The sequence below is a fragment of the Clostridium sp. Marseille-P7770 genome, assembly GCF_902143525.1.
In the GTDB taxonomy this organism is placed as follows: Bacteria; Bacillota; Clostridia; order Lachnospirales; family Lachnospiraceae; genus Pilosibacter.
In genome coordinates this window covers 439,005-454,732 of sequence record NZ_CABFVC010000001.1, presented here as the reverse complement: position 1 = coordinate 454,732, position 15,728 = coordinate 439,005, and the positions used below count along the sequence as shown (strand labels likewise).

The following is a 15,728-nucleotide window of genomic DNA, read 5'->3' as shown; positions in this document are numbered from 1 at the left end:
AAAAGCAAGAAATAATCACCTTGACACCCTCTTATTGGTTAGCTACAATAGATGGTAACAGTTGGGATTGCGCAGATTTTTACCCGGAATTGTGTTGCAAGCTTGCTTGCATAAGCAATTCTGGGTGAAAAGCTGCATAAGGGCGACGCCCGGAGCTTCTTGAAGGCCGCAGGCATTCAAGAAGAGAGCAATCCACCACGTTGTGGGATGCCAAAGCAAGCTTGCTTGCATAAGCCCAATTGTAAAAATAATAAAGGCAGGACAGAAACATGAAAAAATTAAGAATGCTTCTTCCGACCGGCGCTGTGATCGGTATGCTGGCGGTGGGAACCGCGTTTCCTGCAATGGCGGCTGTTGTTGATACGGACACGGTCAAGTTTGTGCGCGGCACAACGATCAATGCGGTAGATGTGTCAAAGCAGACAGCGACACAGGCGAAAGGCTATCTTGAAGGCTACTTCAACGAGCATTACGAGATTAAAATACAGGACGCGGACGGAAATCTGGAGACCTTAAAGGGAACAGATGTTGGATATCATCTGGATGTCACCGGCAGCGTTGATGATATTTTAAAGGAGCAGAATGACGCAGGAAGAAAGACAGGACCGGGCTCTGACCAGAGTTATACCGTGACTGTGAAGGCGACGGTCGACGATGAGAAGCTTGCCGCCGCGCTTGCAAATCTGCACTGTGTAACGGCGGCAACACCGACCTCGAATGCGTATATCTCTGCTTATGAGGAAGGAAAACCGTTTACGATCGTTCCGGAAGTTCAGGGAAATGAGCTTGATATGGACAAGCTGAAAGCAGCTGTCAAGGATGCGCTTTTAAACCAGAAAAAGCAGATCAAACTGACAGATCATGACTGCTACAAAAAAGTAACGGTGAAGTCAGATGACGCAGCTCTGGTACAGCTCTGTGCGACCTTAAATGCGTATAAGGACATCAAGATCACTTATGATTTCGGTTCAAAGAAAGAGACTCTGGATGGTATGGAGCTGGCAAAATGGGTGACCGGGACAAATGGAAATGAGATTCAGGTGGACCGTGAGAAAGCCGCTGCATATGTGAAATCTTTAGCGGACAAGTATGACACTTACGGAAACCACAAATATAAGACGACATCCGGCCGCGATGTTGTCGTATATGGAAAATACGGCTGGAAGATCAATCAGGCTGCAGAGACGGATGCGCTGGTAGCGGCTGTGAAAGCATGCCAGACGACCGAGCGGGAACCGATCTACGAGAGCTGCGGTGCGACCCACGACGGATATGACTTCGGACAGACCTATATCGAGGTGGATCTTGCGACCCAGCATCTCTATTTCTATAAGGACGGAAAAGTGATCATCGACAGCCCGTTCGTATCCGGAAACATGTCAAAGAATTATACGACGCCTCCGGGACTGTTTGAGCTGTATTATAAGCAGACAGACCGCGTATTAAAGGGAGAAGATTACGCGACTCCTGTAAAATACTGGATGCCGTTCAACGGCGGGATCGGACTTCATGATGCGAACTGGAGAAGCAAGTTCGGCGGTACGATCTACCAGACAAATGGTTCTCATGGCTGCATCAATCTGCCGCCGAAAGTAGCAGCGCAGGTCTATGAGAATGCGTATAAGGGAATTCCGATCATCTGCTGTAACTAGGGAAATTTGCAGAGTATGAGAGAGTGAGTGGGGTTTGAACTGAGAAAGCGGATCCTGCGCATCTGGAATTCGAAAAAATAATAGAAAACTGTTGGGATAAACAGCAGGAATGAAAATACCGGAAGGGAAAACAAAAATGGATAAACAGCAGGTTTTAAATCAGTTAAGAAACGCGAAGGAGATCTATGTGATCATGTCTCTGTGCACAAGAATGCCGTATGTGGTATGCGACAAGGAGACATTTGATGATGAAGTCCTGATCTACTTCACGGAGGAAGATGTTAAGCGCGAAGGTAAGCGCCTGGTTGAAGAAAAGATCCCGGTACAGATCGCAAAAGTGGATGCGAACCAGATGCTCCACTTCTACGGAAACCTTTACACGATGGGCGTGAACTGCCTGATGGTGGACCAGTACATGGATAGCGAGTGCCGGATCCAGCTTCCGGAACTCGTAAGCCGTCCTGGCCAGAATAAGCCGGATGCTCCGGAAGACGAGAAGAAGACATGGATCGAGAATCCGAGCCTTCATCTGACAGCCCTGTACTTCATGCAGGAGCTCCGCAGACAGAAATTTGAGACGATGCCGGAAGAATTAAAGGAAATGCAGGAGGAGATCCTTGCGGACTTCACCAAGGGAACCTACATTACCGCATTCCAGGAAGGCAGCGGCGTTCCGTTATTAAAACAGAAAAACGGCAATGCGTACCAGCCGATCTTTACAGATATCATCGAGTTCGGCAAATTCAATGCGAAAAACCAGTTTAAGGCGATCGCGGTTACAGCGAACAAGATCCCGAGCATCCTCGTAAAAGAGGCAAAGGGCGTTGTTGTAAACCCGTTCGGCGTAAACCTTCAGATGCCGATCACAAAGCGTACCGTGCCGAATCCGGAAGCGGCTGCACAGGCAGGCACACCGGAAGAGGTCCAGGCAACTCAGGTGGAAGTGAAGGCGGACAGCGAGAGAGCCGGAGCACAGGAAGAAGCCGAAGCTGAGAACAAGACTGAAAACTAAATAAAAGTAACGGTTCTGTTACGGGATCAGACTCCGGCGTGTTCGCGTCACTGGGAATAGTGCGCAGGATGCGGCGGAGTTTGTGATTGCGCGGGATGAGGAGGATGACAGCTGTGGAGAGCGACAGAAGGAAGATCGAAGAAGCATATTTAAAAGCGGTGGATATCGGTTATTCCTACCATCTGGCGAAAAAGATGGAGGAGTTTAAGAGCAATCCGGTCCTTGGTTACCGTACAGCGGGATCGAAAGCGGAATTTGATACCGGGGAATTTCTGAAAGAGGAAATGGAGCGGATCGGGCTTGCAGATATCCATAAAGATGAACTCTGCCTGGATTCCTGGGAGTTCGAGAAGGCAGTCCTGCGTTTTGCGGACCGGGATGGAAAGGAACATGAATTCCAGCTCGGCGCCTATCAGACGGAGTTTGTGACGGACGGATGGAAGGAATATCCACTGGTCTACGCAGGCCGCGGAAAGGAAGCGGACTACGACGGCGTGGATGTGACGGGATGTCTTGTGATGGTGGACATCAACCAGAGAGATGAGTGGTGGATCAACTATCCGGTCTATCAGGCTCATTTAAAGGGTGCAGCGGCGGTGATCGCAGTTCAGGATAACGGTTATGCGGAGATCGACAGCGAGGCGCTCAATGCCCAGGATATCGCGGGCCCAAAGGATGCCCCGGCATTTTCCATGTCAAAGAAAGATGCGGAGATCCTGAAGACTGCGTTAAAAGAGACTCCGCGGATTACAGTGCAGTTTGATGCAAAGTCTGTCGTGAAGGAAGATATGCCTGCCTACAATGTATGGGGAACGATCCCGGGAAAGTCGGACGATATGATCCTGCTCAGCGGCCACTATGATTCCTATTTTGACGGATTCCAGGATGACAACTGTGCGATCGCGCTGATGTTCGGGATCGCAAGGACGCTGTTAAGGATCGGCTATCAGCCGGAAAAGACCATCGTATTCTGCTGTATGGCGGCGGAAGAGTGGGGAATTGAAAACTCCAAGTACGACTGGTCGACGGGGGCATGGCAGCAGGTCTTTAAGATCCGGCCGGAATGGCAGGGAAAGGTGATCGCGGACCTGAATTTTGAGCTTCCGGCCTATGCGCATAATCCGTGGGATGCGATCCGGTCTACCTATGAATATGAGGATTTTCTGAAGGAATTTGTAAAAGAGTTTCCGGTGGACGCAAAAAAGGTCTACCCGGAAGGTCTCGGCGTCCAGTGCCCGATCGAGACCTGGTCGGATGATTTTTCCGTCGCGATCTCAGGAATCCCGTCGATGGTGAATGAATTCAGCAGTGCGGAGTTCATGGAGACACATTACCACTCCCAGTTTGACAATGACGAGTATTATAATGCGGATGTATTTCAGTTTCACCATGAGCTCTACGGACTTCTCGTCATGGCGTTTGACCGGGTAAAAGTAGCTCCGGTGAATGTCGGACGGACGCTTCAGGCGCTCCAGGAGAGCGTCAGACCGGTTACTGGCCGGGAAGATGAAAAGGGCATCAGGATCCTGCTGGAGCGGACGGCAGAGGCGAAGAAGATCGCGGATGCGGTATATAAAAGAGTGAAAGAGATTAATGAGATCTCCCGGGACGATGAATGCAATTTGCGGAACAAATATGCTGCGCTTCAGAGGCAGCTCCTGTATTTGTTCCGCAAATGCCAGGACTATTTTGTCCGTCTCAACTGGCACGATGAGGTCCTGTTCCCCCACGAGGCCGCCCAGAGCAATCTGCGCCATATCGGCGATGCAGTGCGCAGTCTGGAAAATAAGGACGTCAGAGGGGCTCTTGACGCCTTGTACCTGGTGGACAACAATCAGTATGCGTTCCAGTTTGACGATGAAGTATATCACTATTTTACGGAATATGTCCTGAACCAGGAAAAAGACCGGCTGCAGTGGGGAGCTGGACGGATCGTCCATCATGTGGATCTCTCGAAAGAGGTCAAGAGTCTCAAAAAGAAGATCGCCGAGGGCGGACATGACGTGTCGGAAGAGCTTTATGCACTGAAAAAAATGGAGGAAGAGCAGCTTGCCTGCTTTGACGATGACATAAGATATATGACCCAGGCCGTGGATACCCTGACGGGCGGGTTAAAAAAAGCGAAAGAGGTGTTGGATTTTTAGTTATGGACAGCCAGATATTGTACCGGGTACAGAGAGAAGATCTGCCCCGGCTCCAGAAAATGCTGGTAGAATGTTTTGCCAGAGACCCGCTTTATGAGACTCTGATCCCGGATGCCGAGACGAGAAAGCGGCTGATGCCGGAACTTTTTGAGTGTGATCTGAACGAGTTTTATGAGACATGTGAAATTTTTGCGGACAGCCCGGAGTTAAATGGACTCCTGGTCGTCTCCGATGAGGCGGAGGAATATGATCCGGTCCGCTTTTACCTTACAGAAGCGTGGGCGTCCTTAAAGACAGATGAGTATCTGATCAAGGAGGACAAGAGCTTAAAGACGCTCTGGAACTTTATCAAGGGCCGCGACTACTTAAACTCCCATTGGACGGCCCAGCTTCACCAGGAAAACCGCTTACATATCATCTATCTTGCGGTGAGTCCGAGTGTACAGCATCACGGGGTTGCGGAAAAACTGATGGATGATGCGATCCGGTATGCCGGAGAGCACCGGATGATGATCTCGTTGGAGACGCACAATGAGAAGAATGTGGCGTTCTACGCACATTTCGGATTTAAGGTGTTCGGGATCGTGGAGAAAGGCATGGGACTGAAGCAGTATTGCCTGGTGAGAGAAATTCAGTAACCTAAAGAGGACTTATCCGGCCATGGCGGCTCTGCGGTGCACCGGAAACGGTCAGGAAATTTCATAACAGATAAAAAACAAGGACCTCAGCGATTGGCAGCCGCTGAGGTCCTTATTTTTATGGTATATATTGAGGAATAAACTTGCCCTTATTGGCAAATTGGGCAACTATTTCATGATCGCATCACCCGATATACAGGTGATGCAGGATCAAAGATTTTGATTATCTCTGTACACGTCCGGATCCGTCGCCGCCAGCTAATTTCTTAACTTCGTCTACGGAAACCATGTTCATGTCGCCTTCGATGGAGTGCTTTAAGCAGGATGCAGCTACTGCGAACTCGATGATGCTCTGAGCATCCATGTCGCTTAAGCAAGCGTAGATCAGTCCGCCGCCGAAGCTGTCGCCGCCGCCTACACGGTCAACGATGTGCATAGCGTACTTCTTGCTGAAGTAGTAGTCCTTGCCATCGTATAACATAGCGGACCAGTTGTTGTCGTTAGCGGAGATGGACTCACGAAGCGTAATAGCAACCTTCTGGAAACCGAAACGGTCAGCAAGCTGTTTTGCAACGTCCTTGTAGCCCTCGTGGTTTACAGCGCCCTTTGTAACGTCTGTGTTGGAAGCTTTGATACCGAATACATCGGAAGCATCCTCTTCGTTTGCGATGCAGACATCAACATATTTGCAGAGCTCGCCCATAACTTCGCCTGCTTTTGCCTTTGTCCAGAGTTTGTTTCTGTAGTTTAAGTCGCAGGAAACAGTGATGCCGAGTTCTTTTGCTTTCTTACATGCTTCAAGGCAGATAGCAGCAACAGTGTCGTTTAATGCCGGTGTGATACCTGTGAAGTGGAACCAGTCAGCGCCCTCGAAGATCTTAGCCCAGTCGAAATCTTCCGGAGTTGCCTCGGAGATTGCGGAATGTGCACGGTCGTAGATAACCTTGGACGGTCTCTGGGAAGCACCTTTCTCAAGGAAGTAGATACCTACACGGTCGCCGCCGCGGGTGATAGTGGAAGTATCAACGCCGTATCTTCTTAACTCGTTTACAGCTGCCTGGCCGATCTCGTGCTTCGGAAGCTTTGTAACGAATGCTGCGTCAAAACCGTAGTTTGCAAGGGAAACAGCTACGTTAGCCTCGCCGCCGCCGTATGTTGCGCCGAAGTTGTTAGCCTGAACGAAACGATAGTATCCCTCCGGAGCGAGACGGAGCATGATTTCACCAAATGTAATAACTCTCTTGGACATGAGGATTCTCCTTAAAATTAATATGATTTATAGTCATGGACCGCGCGGAGCAGGGAAAGCGGTTAGCAGAGTCCCTGGTTACGCGGTATAAATTACGATTTTTATAACGGAAGATGAAGCTTATTTCTGTACCAGATGTACTGCGAAGCCGCCGATCTCGTCTGCGAGATAGATTGCTGTCATCTTGTCGCCTTTGAACTTAGCGGACTCTTCGTTGAACTTGTAGCCCATCATCTCAAGGTAGTTCTTTGCTCTTACTACAGAGTTTGTAGCAACAGCGATGTGACCCTTTGCGCCAAGTCCTTTGGACTTCATAGCCTCAACAGCTTTTCCTGCGAATACGGAGCTGTTGCCAACTTTCTTTGTGAATCCGAACAGACCGTCAAATGCATCAGCAGTCTTTTCAGCTTCAGCTTCGTTGTCGCAGTTGATTCCGATGTGAGCAAGCTCAAAGCCGAGCATTGTCTGAACAGCTTCCTTTGTGAGGTCGCGGATCTTATCGAACTCACCGGCAGCTACGAGGTCTTTCTTAACCATCCAGCTTCCGCCGCAAGCAAGGATCTTGTCAAATGCAAGGTAGGAGTTGATGTTCTTAGCGTTGATTCCGCCTGTCGGCATGAATTTCATCTGTGTGTACGGAGCAGCCATAGCTTTGATCATGTTGATTCCGCCAGCAGCCTCAGCCGGGAAGAATTTAACAACATCAAGACCAAGGGAGATAGCCATCTCAACGTCGCTCGGGTTGGAAGTACCCGGAGTTACCGGAATTCCTTTATTTACACAGTATTTAACAACTTCCGGATTTAAGCCCGGGCTTACGATGAATTTTGCGCCGGCGTTTACTGCACGGTCAACCTGCTCTGTTGTAAGAACAGTACCAGCTCCGACTAACATCTCCGGGAACTCTTTTGCCATAATACGGATGGACTCTTCTGCTGCAGCTGTACGGAATGTAACCTCAGCGCACGGAAGACCGCCCTCGCAAAGTGCCTTTGCAAGCGGTGCTGCGTCCTTTGCATCGTCCAGAACTACAACCGGAACGATACCAATTTTCTGGATCTTCTCTAAAACTTCGTTCATGATTCCTGTCTCCTTTTGTTTTTATAAATTTAGGAAATTCAGTTTTAGTCAATAATCAAGTCATATTGAGTTTTAATACCGAGTTTCATAATGCGGAACTATGTTTCGCATTGCGGTATCATCTAAATTAGATTATACTCACGCGATTCAAATTGTCAATAGCGAAAAAGCCTAATTTTACTGGATTTTCTGAGTAAAACTGCCGAAAAACAAATCGCTTCATTTTATAATGGAAGTGTGGTAAACTATAAAAAGTAAAAAAGGCAGCTGCCTGATGGGTTTGTGTATTTAACACGCCGGCCAAAACAGCTGCGAGAGATGATGAGCAGGTTAGAAAGGAAAAAATAATAATATATGGATATACAGTTTCATAAGCTGAGCGCTGAGAATTTTGAGAAGCTCAGCAAGTATTACGGAAGACGCCACGACAATACATGCGACAGCGTGATGCTCGACAACTTCCTCTGGGCGGACTATTATCATGTCCACTTCTGCGAGAGAGACGACAGAGCAGTTCTCTGGACGATGAAGATCATGGGTAAGATGTATGCGTCTCTTCCGGTATGCGCGATCGAGGATATGCCCCACTATTTCAATGAGATCGAACGGTATTTCAATGAAAATCTTCATCTGCCGCTGGAGATCTATCTTGCGGATCAGGAAGCTGTGGACTATTTAAATCTCCCGGCTGAGCGATATTCCGTGACGGAACTCCCGGACGCGAAGGACTATCTTTACAGCGCTGAGGCATTAAAGACACTGTCCGGAAAGGCGCTCCACAAGAAGAAAAATAACCTGAACGCCTTTAAGAAGGCATATGACGGACGGTATGAATACAGGACTCTCTGCTGTTCCGACGGCTGTGAGGTATGGAAATTTCTGGACAAATGGAGAGAAGGAAAAGGACAGGAAGTCGAGGGACATCTGGATTATGAAGTGGAAGGGATCCATGAGATCCTGAGAAACTGTTCGATGTTATCGGTCCGCATGGGCGGGATCTATGTGGATGACCAGTTAGAGGCGTTCTCGATCGGAAGCTATAACAGTAAGGAAAAGATGGCGATCATTCATATTGAAAAGGCAAATCCGGAGATGCGGGGTCTTTACCAGATGATCAACCAGCAGTTCCTGATCCATGAATTCCCGGACGCGGAGATCGTAAACCGTGAGGACGATATGGGTCTTCCGGGGCTCAGACAGGCAAAGATGTCCTATGCGCCGATGGGATTTGCGAGAAAGTATCGGATTAAGCAGCTCGATTATCAGGCAGGAAGCGCGGAGTAAACTATGATACGGTATTTGGAGACAGAAGAAAAGGGAAGATGTCTGGATCTCTGGAGAGAGGCATTCCCGGAAGATTCCACGGAATTTTGTGATTATTATTTTAAGGAAAAGATGAAGGACAACCGGGTCCTTGTACGGGAGGAAAACGGTGAGATCGTGTCTATGATCCACCGGAATCCGTACCGGATCTATATGCGGGGAAATGAGGCGGTCTGTGATTACATTGTCGGTGTCTCAACGCTGGTTTCTGAGCGCCATAAGGGGTATATGAGAAGTCTCATGCTGGCGATGCTGCGGGATATGCAGGAAGAGCGCATGCCGTTTACGTTTCTGATGCCTGCAAGGGAATCCCTGTACCGCCCGTATGATTTCCGGTATATTTATGATCAGCCGCGCTGGGTCCTCAAATATAATCCCCATATCCACAGGGAGCCATGTGATCTGAAGACACTTGGAGCAGATCTTGCGGAATGGCAGACAGCGTGGTTAAAGAGACAATATGAGGTCTTTGCGATCCGTGATGAGGCATATTTACAGCGGATGGAGAAAGAACTTGCCAGCGAGAACGGAACCTGCACACTGCTCTACGACGACGACTGGTTTATCGGAATGCAGAGTGAGTGGGGCTTAAAGGAGCGGGAGATGCGTTATCTCTATACCGGAGAGCACTACCGGAGTGAGGCGGGGCAGAAACCGGCGATCATGGCGAGGATCGTCTGCATGCCGGAGTTTGTGACAAATATCCACCTCTCAGAAGACTGCCCTCAGGACGAGGTGACAGTGGAGATCGGGATCAACGACCTTTTCGTTCCTCAGAATCAGGGGGCGTGGCTATGGCATCTGACGAAGTATGGTTCCAGGATGACGCAGGAATCCAGGTTTATCGCGAAAGGCAAGATGGAGGTCCTGACGATCTCGGAACTCACGGAGTGGTTATTCGGATACCGGACGCCGGCTCAGGTAAAGAAGATCCCATATGGGGAATTTATCGAGCCGTTCCATGGAGTGTTCCTGGACGAAGTCGTGTGATACCGGACTCACGGGGGACAGGTGCGGAGTGATATCGGGCGGATATGTGAAATTGTGAACGGTTGATTGAGAATACTTTTATAATAGGAAGGAGAAGATCTGTCATGACAGAGCGGGAAACATTAAAAAAGTGGCTGGATGAGAGCAGCAACATTGTATTTTTCGGTGGGGCAGGTGTGTCCACGGAGAGCCATATTCCGGATTTCAGGAGTACAGACGGACTGTACAACCAGGAATACGATTATCCGCCGGAGACGATCCTCAGCCATTCCTTCTATATGAGAAAGCCGGAAGAATTTTACCGGTTCTACCGGAATAAGATGCTGTTCCCGAATGCGGAGCCGAACCGGGCGCACAAAGCGTTGGCAAAGCTCGAGAAGATGGGAAAGCTGAAGGCAGTCGTAACGCAGAATATCGACGGACTCCATCAGAAGGCGGGAAGCAAAGAAGTTCTGGAACTTCACGGTTCTGTCCTCAGAAATCACTGTACCCGCTGCGGAAAATTTTACGGTCTGGATGCGATCTTAAATTCCACAGGTGTGCCGAAATGTACCTGCGGAGGAACGATCAAGCCGGATGTTGTGCTCTATGAAGAGGGACTGGATTCGGAGACGATCGAAAAGTCTGTAAATTATATCGCAAATGCGGATGTTCTGATCATCGGAGGAACTTCCCTGACTGTATATCCGGCGGCAGGACTGATCGATTATTACAGAGGACATAAGCTGATCCTGATCAACAAGTCGGTGACGCCGATGGACAGCCGCGCCGACCTTGTGATCAGCGGACCGATCGGGGAAGTGCTCGGGGATGCAGTCGGAGTCTGAGTACGGAAATCGGGGATACAAAAAATAAAGGACCTGAAAACAGGGACTGCAGGTGTTTATGATGGAATAGAAAAAGCCGGAAACATACATAAGGGATTCATACGATGAAAGGAAAAGATATGGTCCGTCAGGAGACGGGAGGAGACAGAATGTACCAGGCAGCAGAAGATCGTTATGATTTGATGGAATATAAGCGCTGTGGAAGAAGTGGGTTAAAACTCCCGCGGATCGCGCTGGGACTGTGGCAGAATTTTGGACTGGAGAAGACAATCGCAGACCAGGAGGAGATTCTGTGTCATGCGTTCGACTGCGGGATCACACACTTTGACCTCGCGAATAACTATGGTCATCCGGCAAATGGACTTGCGGAGAAAAACTTTGGCCAGGCGTTGAAGGACTGCCTCGGTACATACCGCGATGAGCTTGTGATCTCCACAAAAGCCGGCTATGATATGTGGCCGGGCCCGTATGGCAACTGGGGGTCCAGAAAGTATCTGATGGCGAGTCTTGACCAGAGCCTGAAACGTATGGGACTCGATTATGTGGATGTTTTTTACCACCACAGACCGGACCCGGAGACGCCTCTTGAGGAGACAATGGGTGCGCTCAGTGATATCGTCCGCAGCGGAAAAGCACTTTATGTCGGACTTTCCAACTATAAAGAGGAAGAGACGAGAAGAGCGGTGAAGATCCTAAAGGAGAACGGAACTCCGTGTCTGATCCACCAACCGCGCTACAACCTGTTGGAGCGCTGGGTGGAGGACGGACTGCTCTCCGCGCTTGATGAGAACGGCGTCGGCTGTATCTGCTTTTCCCCACTGGCGCAGGGTGCGCTGACGGATAAATATCTGAAGGGGATCCCGGCGGACTCCCGTGCTTCGCGTGCAGGAACGACCGTCGCACAGAGATACCTTTCGGATGAACAATTAGAAAAAATCAAACAATTAAATCAATTTGCTGCAGAGCGTGGTCAGACACTGGCGCAGATGGCGATCTCATGGATCTTACGCCGGCCGGAGGTGACGACGGTCCTGGTCGGAGCGAGCCGGGTTTCCCAGCTGGACAATAGTCTTGCGGCGTTAAAAAATACAGCTTTTTCCGAGGATGAGCTGAAGAGGATTGACGAAATTCTGGCATAGGCTGCTGGTCGTTACTTTTTCCAGTTACAGTGCGCGGACATGGAGTGCCCATGTACTGTAACTGCTGGTCTGGGACGGAAAAAAGACAGGAGACAGAACGATGGTATATGAAGTAGGAGATATTGTAAAATTAAAGAAACCGCATCCGTGCGGCAGTCAGGAGTGGGAGATCCTGCGCGTTGGCGCGGACTTTCGCCTGAAATGCATGGGCTGCGGCCACATGGTGATGGTTACGAGACGATTGGTGGAGAAAAACACCAGAGGACTCCGGAAACCGGACGGAACGGAAGTGAAGTAAATGGAGACTGGAAGAGAAACACTAAAACAGCAGGCATACCGGATCATAAAAAATAAGATCTTATATTGCGAATATGCCCCAAATGAGGTCCTGAATGAAGAATTACTGCTTCAGGATACGGGATATAGCCGGGCGCCGATTCGAGACGCTCTGGGCCGGCTGGAACAGGAACATCTTCTGGTGATCATGCCTAAAAAGGGAATTCGCATCTCGGATGTGAATATGAATGATATCAGTTCTGTGTTTGAAATGCGATGCATGGTAGAACCATATGTGATCCGGATGTATGGAAACCGTCTGGATAAGGAAAAACTGAGGGAATATAAGAAAAAGTTCGAAACTGATATTACGCCGGAGAAAGTTATGGATGCGGCGAAAGAAAAACGATTGATCGAAATGTTTACTCTGGATGATGAATTCCATCAATATATTGTTCGGAACAGTCCTAATCCATATATGTGGATGTCGATGGAGCTGATCTATAATCAGAATACCCGTCTTCGCGTTCTTACAAGTCTTGACCTGAATCGATTGATGCAGTCAAAACCGGAACATGCGGAGATTATTGATGCTCTTCTTGAAGATCGATATGAAGATGCTGCAGATAAGATGAAAAATCATTTAAGAAAAGCAAAACAAGGATCTCTTGACACGTTTGCGTCATATGGAGACTGGCTCCGGAAGAAAGAGCAGGATCCTATCGGATTCAGACCATAAGAAATATTTTTTGGGACAAATCAGAAATGAAAGCGACTGCTGATCGGAATATACGATCGTGGTCGCTTTTTGCTTGACTGCATTTGTTTTGTGCATATCGCCAAACATGTAGACAAAAAATATGTAAATATGTCAAATTGACAAATACAAAATGTGAGAGTATGATGAAATTATCTGATACATGTAACAGAAAGACGACCTGAAGGAGTTCTGACGATGAGCAAAATGGAAGATGAAATGACAGCGTTTCAGATTGATGAGCGGGATAATGTGGCAACGGCTCTGAAAGTGCTGGAACCGGGGACCGTAAGACTTCTTGGCGACAGCCGGGAAAAAAAGCTTTCAGTCAGAGAAGAGATCCCTGCGGGACATAAGGTGGCATTGACAGATATTGCGGCTGGAGAAAATATCGTAAAATATGGGGTTGTGATCGGTCGTGCAACGAAAGATATCCGTCAGGGGACGTGGGTTCATCTGCATGTCATGTGCAGCGTTTATGACCAGCGGTCCAGCCACCTTGACGTGCATACAGGAGCGCCGAAAGATACACGCTATGAATAATGGAGAACGGACATGAATCACACAGAAAATTCCTGGATGGGCTATAAGAGAAAAGACGGCAGAAAAGGGATCAGAAATCGTGTACTTGTGATCTATACAGTAAAATGTGCAGAGCATGTTGCAAGGAAAATCGTGGATGAAGTCCATCATCCGGAAGTGGAACTTTTAGGATTTGATGGTTGCACGGATAATCAGTATGCTGTAAATATGCTGATCAGTCTGATCCGTCATCCAAATGTAGGTGCGGTGCTTACGGTTGGACTCGGATGCGAATATGTTCAGCCGGAATGGCTGGAAAAGATCGCACTTCAGGAAGAGAAAATTTCATCCTGGATCCGGATCCAGGATGAAGGAGGAACGGTTCCGTCGATCAAAAAAGGAGTCGCCTGGGTTCGTGAGGCGCTGAAAGAGCTGGAGCATACTCCGAGAGTGCAGATGACGCTGCAGGATCTGGTAATCGGAGCAGAATGCGGCGGAAGTGATTATACGAGCGGACTTGCCGGAAATGTTGTAGTCGGCCGCCTTTTTGATCAACTTGTAAAAGCCGGAGGTACCGCGATCTTTGAGGAGATCGTTGAGGCAGTCGGCCTTGACTGGCTGCTGACATCCCGTGCGGCATCTGAGACCGCGAAAGAGGAGATCCAGTATACATACGACAAGGCACTGGAGTATTGTAAATCCGTGCGCCAGTATTCGGTGAGCCCCGGAAACTTTGCCGGCGGTCTTTCGACGATCGAAGAAAAGAGTATGGGAGCGGTGATCAAAAGCGGTTCCAGTCCGATCGAGGGAGTGATCAAAGTCTCGTACCCGCCGAAAAGACATGGCCTTTGGCTTTTGGATTCGACACCAGATCCCTATTGGATGCAGTTCGGGATCACAAATCCGAATGACTCGGAAGGTCTGATGGATCTGATCAGCTGCGGCGCTCACATTGTCTTTTTAGTTACAGGAAGAGGAAATGTTGTCGGAAGCGCAGTAAGCCCATGCATCAAGATCACGGGAAACCGGGAGACATTCCGACGAATGAATGGGGATATGGACTTTGACGCCAGTCCTGTTCTGTACGGAGAATGTACACAGGATGAACAGGCGGACCGGCTGATGGATTATGTGGTACAGGTAGCAAAGGGAAATCTATCTAAAGGTGAAGAATTGGGACATCGGGAATACTTTGTGCCATATAAGTATCAGGAAAAAGAAGTTGCATTTCGAAAATGTGAAATGACAGAAATATAGGGGATCTGGAGGAAATCATGGCAGCTTTTACAGAACAGCAGAAAACAGAATTTTCTATGCAGAAATGGTATGATCTTTCCGGAAAAACAGCAGTTGTGACGGGAGGAATCACCGGTCTGGGACTTGCGATCACAAGATGTCTGGTCAGTGCCGGCGCAAAAGTGATCGCATTGAGCCGGACAGATGAGAAGAAGGGAAATGAGATCCTGAAGGAATTTGGCGGAAAAGCAGTTTTCTACCAGTTTGATATCACAGATACGGATCATGCACAGGAAATCGCAGACAGAATTCAGAAAGAACAGGGACCGGTTGATATTCTGGTGAATAATGCCGGAAATCACTGCAAGAAATATATTTGGGATATGAGTGTGGAGGACTACAAAAATGTCCTGGATGTTCATCTTGTCGGTGCATTTGCATTGACAAAGGCCTTTATCCCGCAGATGAAGGAACGGGGCTGGGGAAGAATTATTTTCCAGGCCAGCATGACAAGCTATATTGGACAGCCGCAGGTATGTGGCTATTCTACCGCAAAAGCAGGATATCTTGGTCTGATCCATACCTTGACAGCGGAGGTGGCGGAATACGGGATCACAGTGAATGCGATCGCACCTGGCTGGATCGATACTCCGATGTTCCACAAAGCCGTGGACAATGATCCGCCGCGTCTCGCGAAGATCCTGGGGCGTATTCCTGCAAAAAGTGTTGGAGATCCGATGGATGTCGGTATGTGCGCAGCATTCCTTTGCAGTGATGCGGCGAGATATATATCAGGTACATGTATTCCGGTTGACGGCGGGGCACTGATCGGATTCTAAGATGGAGGAAAAAGTACGATGAAGACAGTAAAAATGCTTGAACC

The 15,728-nt window shown here is 48.7% G+C and carries 15 protein-coding genes; 13 read left to right on the top strand and 2 right to left on the bottom strand.

What is annotated here, in order from left to right; all coding sequences use genetic code 11:
* The first annotated feature begins 269 nt into the window (after window positions 1–269).
* The 4 genes from FN001_RS02110 (at window position 270) to FN001_RS02095 (ending at window position 5,446) form a co-directional block, all read left to right on the top strand.
* A complete protein-coding gene (locus FN001_RS02110) occupies window positions 270–1,652 on the top strand; it encodes a L,D-transpeptidase family protein (protein WP_142410626.1) in 1,383 nt (460 codons plus the stop codon).
* A gap of 136 nt (window positions 1,653–1,788) precedes the next feature.
* Window positions 1,789–2,664 (top strand): SseB family protein, encoded by an 876-nt coding sequence (locus tag FN001_RS02105; protein WP_142410625.1) that lies wholly within the window; start codon window positions 1,789–1,791, stop codon window positions 2,662–2,664.
* Window positions 2,665–2,777: 113 nt separating this feature from the next.
* Window positions 2,778–4,808, top strand: coding sequence for a M28 family peptidase (locus tag FN001_RS02100; protein WP_243121917.1), 2,031 nt, complete (start codon window positions 2,778–2,780; stop codon window positions 4,806–4,808).
* Between the two features lie 2 nt (window positions 4,809–4,810).
* Entirely contained in the window at window positions 4,811–5,446 is a 636-nt protein-coding gene (locus tag FN001_RS02095) for a GNAT family N-acetyltransferase (protein WP_117468983.1), read from the top strand.
* Between the two features lie 223 nt (window positions 5,447–5,669).
* Here the strand turns inward: FN001_RS02095 and FN001_RS02090 are convergent, their stop codons facing one another.
* Window positions 5,670–6,695 carry a sugar kinase gene (locus FN001_RS02090; RefSeq protein WP_021905128.1) on the bottom strand — a complete coding sequence of 342 codons (1,026 nt, stop codon included), beginning with the start codon at window positions 6,693–6,695 and terminating at the stop codon, window positions 5,670–5,672.
* A 120-nt stretch (window positions 6,696–6,815) separates the two neighbouring features.
* Entirely contained in the window at window positions 6,816–7,775 is a 960-nt protein-coding gene (locus FN001_RS02085) for a bifunctional 4-hydroxy-2-oxoglutarate aldolase/2-dehydro-3-deoxy-phosphogluconate aldolase (RefSeq protein WP_118531547.1), read from the bottom strand.
* 354 nt (window positions 7,776–8,129) lie between these two features.
* On the opposite strand from FN001_RS02085, the gene FN001_RS02080 reads away from it, so the two are divergent.
* The 9 genes from FN001_RS02080 (at window position 8,130) to FN001_RS02040 (ending at window position 15,684) form a co-directional block, all read left to right on the top strand.
* Complete coding sequence (locus tag FN001_RS02080) at window positions 8,130–9,059, top strand: DUF2156 domain-containing protein (protein WP_118321860.1); 930 nt, start codon at window positions 8,130–8,132, stop codon at window positions 9,057–9,059.
* Window positions 9,060–9,062: 3 nt separating this feature from the next.
* The gene (locus tag FN001_RS02075; RefSeq protein ID WP_118531551.1) at window positions 9,063–10,088 is read left to right on the top strand and encodes a GNAT family N-acetyltransferase; all 1,026 of its coding nucleotides are present in this window, start codon (window positions 9,063–9,065) and stop codon (window positions 10,086–10,088) included.
* Between the two features lie 104 nt (window positions 10,089–10,192).
* A complete protein-coding gene (locus FN001_RS02070; protein WP_118297326.1) occupies window positions 10,193–10,915 on the top strand; it encodes an NAD-dependent protein deacylase in 723 nt (240 codons plus the stop codon).
* A 149-nt stretch (window positions 10,916–11,064) separates the two neighbouring features.
* Window positions 11,065–12,054 carry an L-glyceraldehyde 3-phosphate reductase gene (gene mgrA / locus FN001_RS02065; RefSeq protein ID WP_142410861.1) on the top strand — a complete coding sequence of 330 codons (990 nt, stop codon included), beginning with the start codon at window positions 11,065–11,067 and terminating at the stop codon, window positions 12,052–12,054.
* 100 nt (window positions 12,055–12,154) lie between these two features.
* The gene (locus FN001_RS02060) at window positions 12,155–12,352 is read left to right on the top strand and encodes a DUF951 domain-containing protein (protein WP_015552966.1); all 198 of its coding nucleotides are present in this window, start codon (window positions 12,155–12,157) and stop codon (window positions 12,350–12,352) included.
* Entirely contained in the window at window positions 12,353–13,069 is a 717-nt protein-coding gene (locus tag FN001_RS02055; protein WP_118297323.1) for a GntR family transcriptional regulator, read from the top strand.
* Between the two features lie 216 nt (window positions 13,070–13,285).
* On the top strand, window positions 13,286–13,630 hold the full coding sequence (locus tag FN001_RS02050) for a UxaA family hydrolase (RefSeq protein ID WP_486463466.1): 345 nt from the start codon (window positions 13,286–13,288) through the stop codon (window positions 13,628–13,630).
* A 12-nt stretch (window positions 13,631–13,642) separates the two neighbouring features.
* Window positions 13,643–14,866, top strand: a complete 1,224-nt coding sequence (locus FN001_RS02045) for a UxaA family hydrolase (RefSeq protein WP_142410623.1) — start codon at window positions 13,643–13,645, stop codon at window positions 14,864–14,866.
* Between the two features lie 17 nt (window positions 14,867–14,883).
* Window positions 14,884–15,684 carry an SDR family NAD(P)-dependent oxidoreductase gene (locus tag FN001_RS02040; RefSeq protein WP_118297321.1) on the top strand — a complete coding sequence of 267 codons (801 nt, stop codon included), beginning with the start codon at window positions 14,884–14,886 and terminating at the stop codon, window positions 15,682–15,684.
* Window positions 15,685–15,728 lie beyond the last annotated feature (44 nt).

Bases quoted from the DNA above. Each gene is read 5' to 3' on its own strand.
- FN001_RS02095 (WP_117468983.1), top strand. From the start codon at position 4,811: ATGGACAGCCAGATATTGTACCGGGTACAGAGAGAAGATCTGCCCCGG.
- FN001_RS02080 (WP_118321860.1), top strand. From the start codon at position 8,130: ATGGATATACAGTTTCATAAGCTGAGCGCTGAGAATTTTGAGAAGCTC.
- FN001_RS02105 (WP_142410625.1), top strand. From the start codon at position 1,789: ATGGATAAACAGCAGGTTTTAAATCAGTTAAGAAACGCGAAGGAGATC.
- mgrA (WP_142410861.1), top strand. From the start codon at position 11,065: ATGTACCAGGCAGCAGAAGATCGTTATGATTTGATGGAATATAAGCGC.
- FN001_RS02060 (WP_015552966.1), top strand. From the start codon at position 12,155: ATGGTATATGAAGTAGGAGATATTGTAAAATTAAAGAAACCGCATCCG.
- FN001_RS02085 (WP_118531547.1), bottom strand. From the start codon at position 7,775: ATGAACGAAGTTTTAGAGAAGATCCAGAAAATTGGTATCGTTCCGGTT.
- FN001_RS02045 (WP_142410623.1), top strand. From the start codon at position 13,643: ATGAATCACACAGAAAATTCCTGGATGGGCTATAAGAGAAAAGACGGC.
- FN001_RS02075 (WP_118531551.1), top strand. From the start codon at position 9,063: ATGATACGGTATTTGGAGACAGAAGAAAAGGGAAGATGTCTGGATCTC.
- FN001_RS02040 (WP_118297321.1), top strand. From the start codon at position 14,884: ATGGCAGCTTTTACAGAACAGCAGAAAACAGAATTTTCTATGCAGAAA.
- FN001_RS02050 (WP_486463466.1), top strand. From the start codon at position 13,286: ATGAGCAAAATGGAAGATGAAATGACAGCGTTTCAGATTGATGAGCGG.
- FN001_RS02055 (WP_118297323.1), top strand. From the start codon at position 12,353: ATGGAGACTGGAAGAGAAACACTAAAACAGCAGGCATACCGGATCATA.
- FN001_RS02090 (WP_021905128.1), bottom strand. From the start codon at position 6,695: ATGTCCAAGAGAGTTATTACATTTGGTGAAATCATGCTCCGTCTCGCT.
- FN001_RS02110 (WP_142410626.1), top strand. From the start codon at position 270: ATGAAAAAATTAAGAATGCTTCTTCCGACCGGCGCTGTGATCGGTATG.
- FN001_RS02070 (WP_118297326.1), top strand. From the start codon at position 10,193: ATGACAGAGCGGGAAACATTAAAAAAGTGGCTGGATGAGAGCAGCAAC.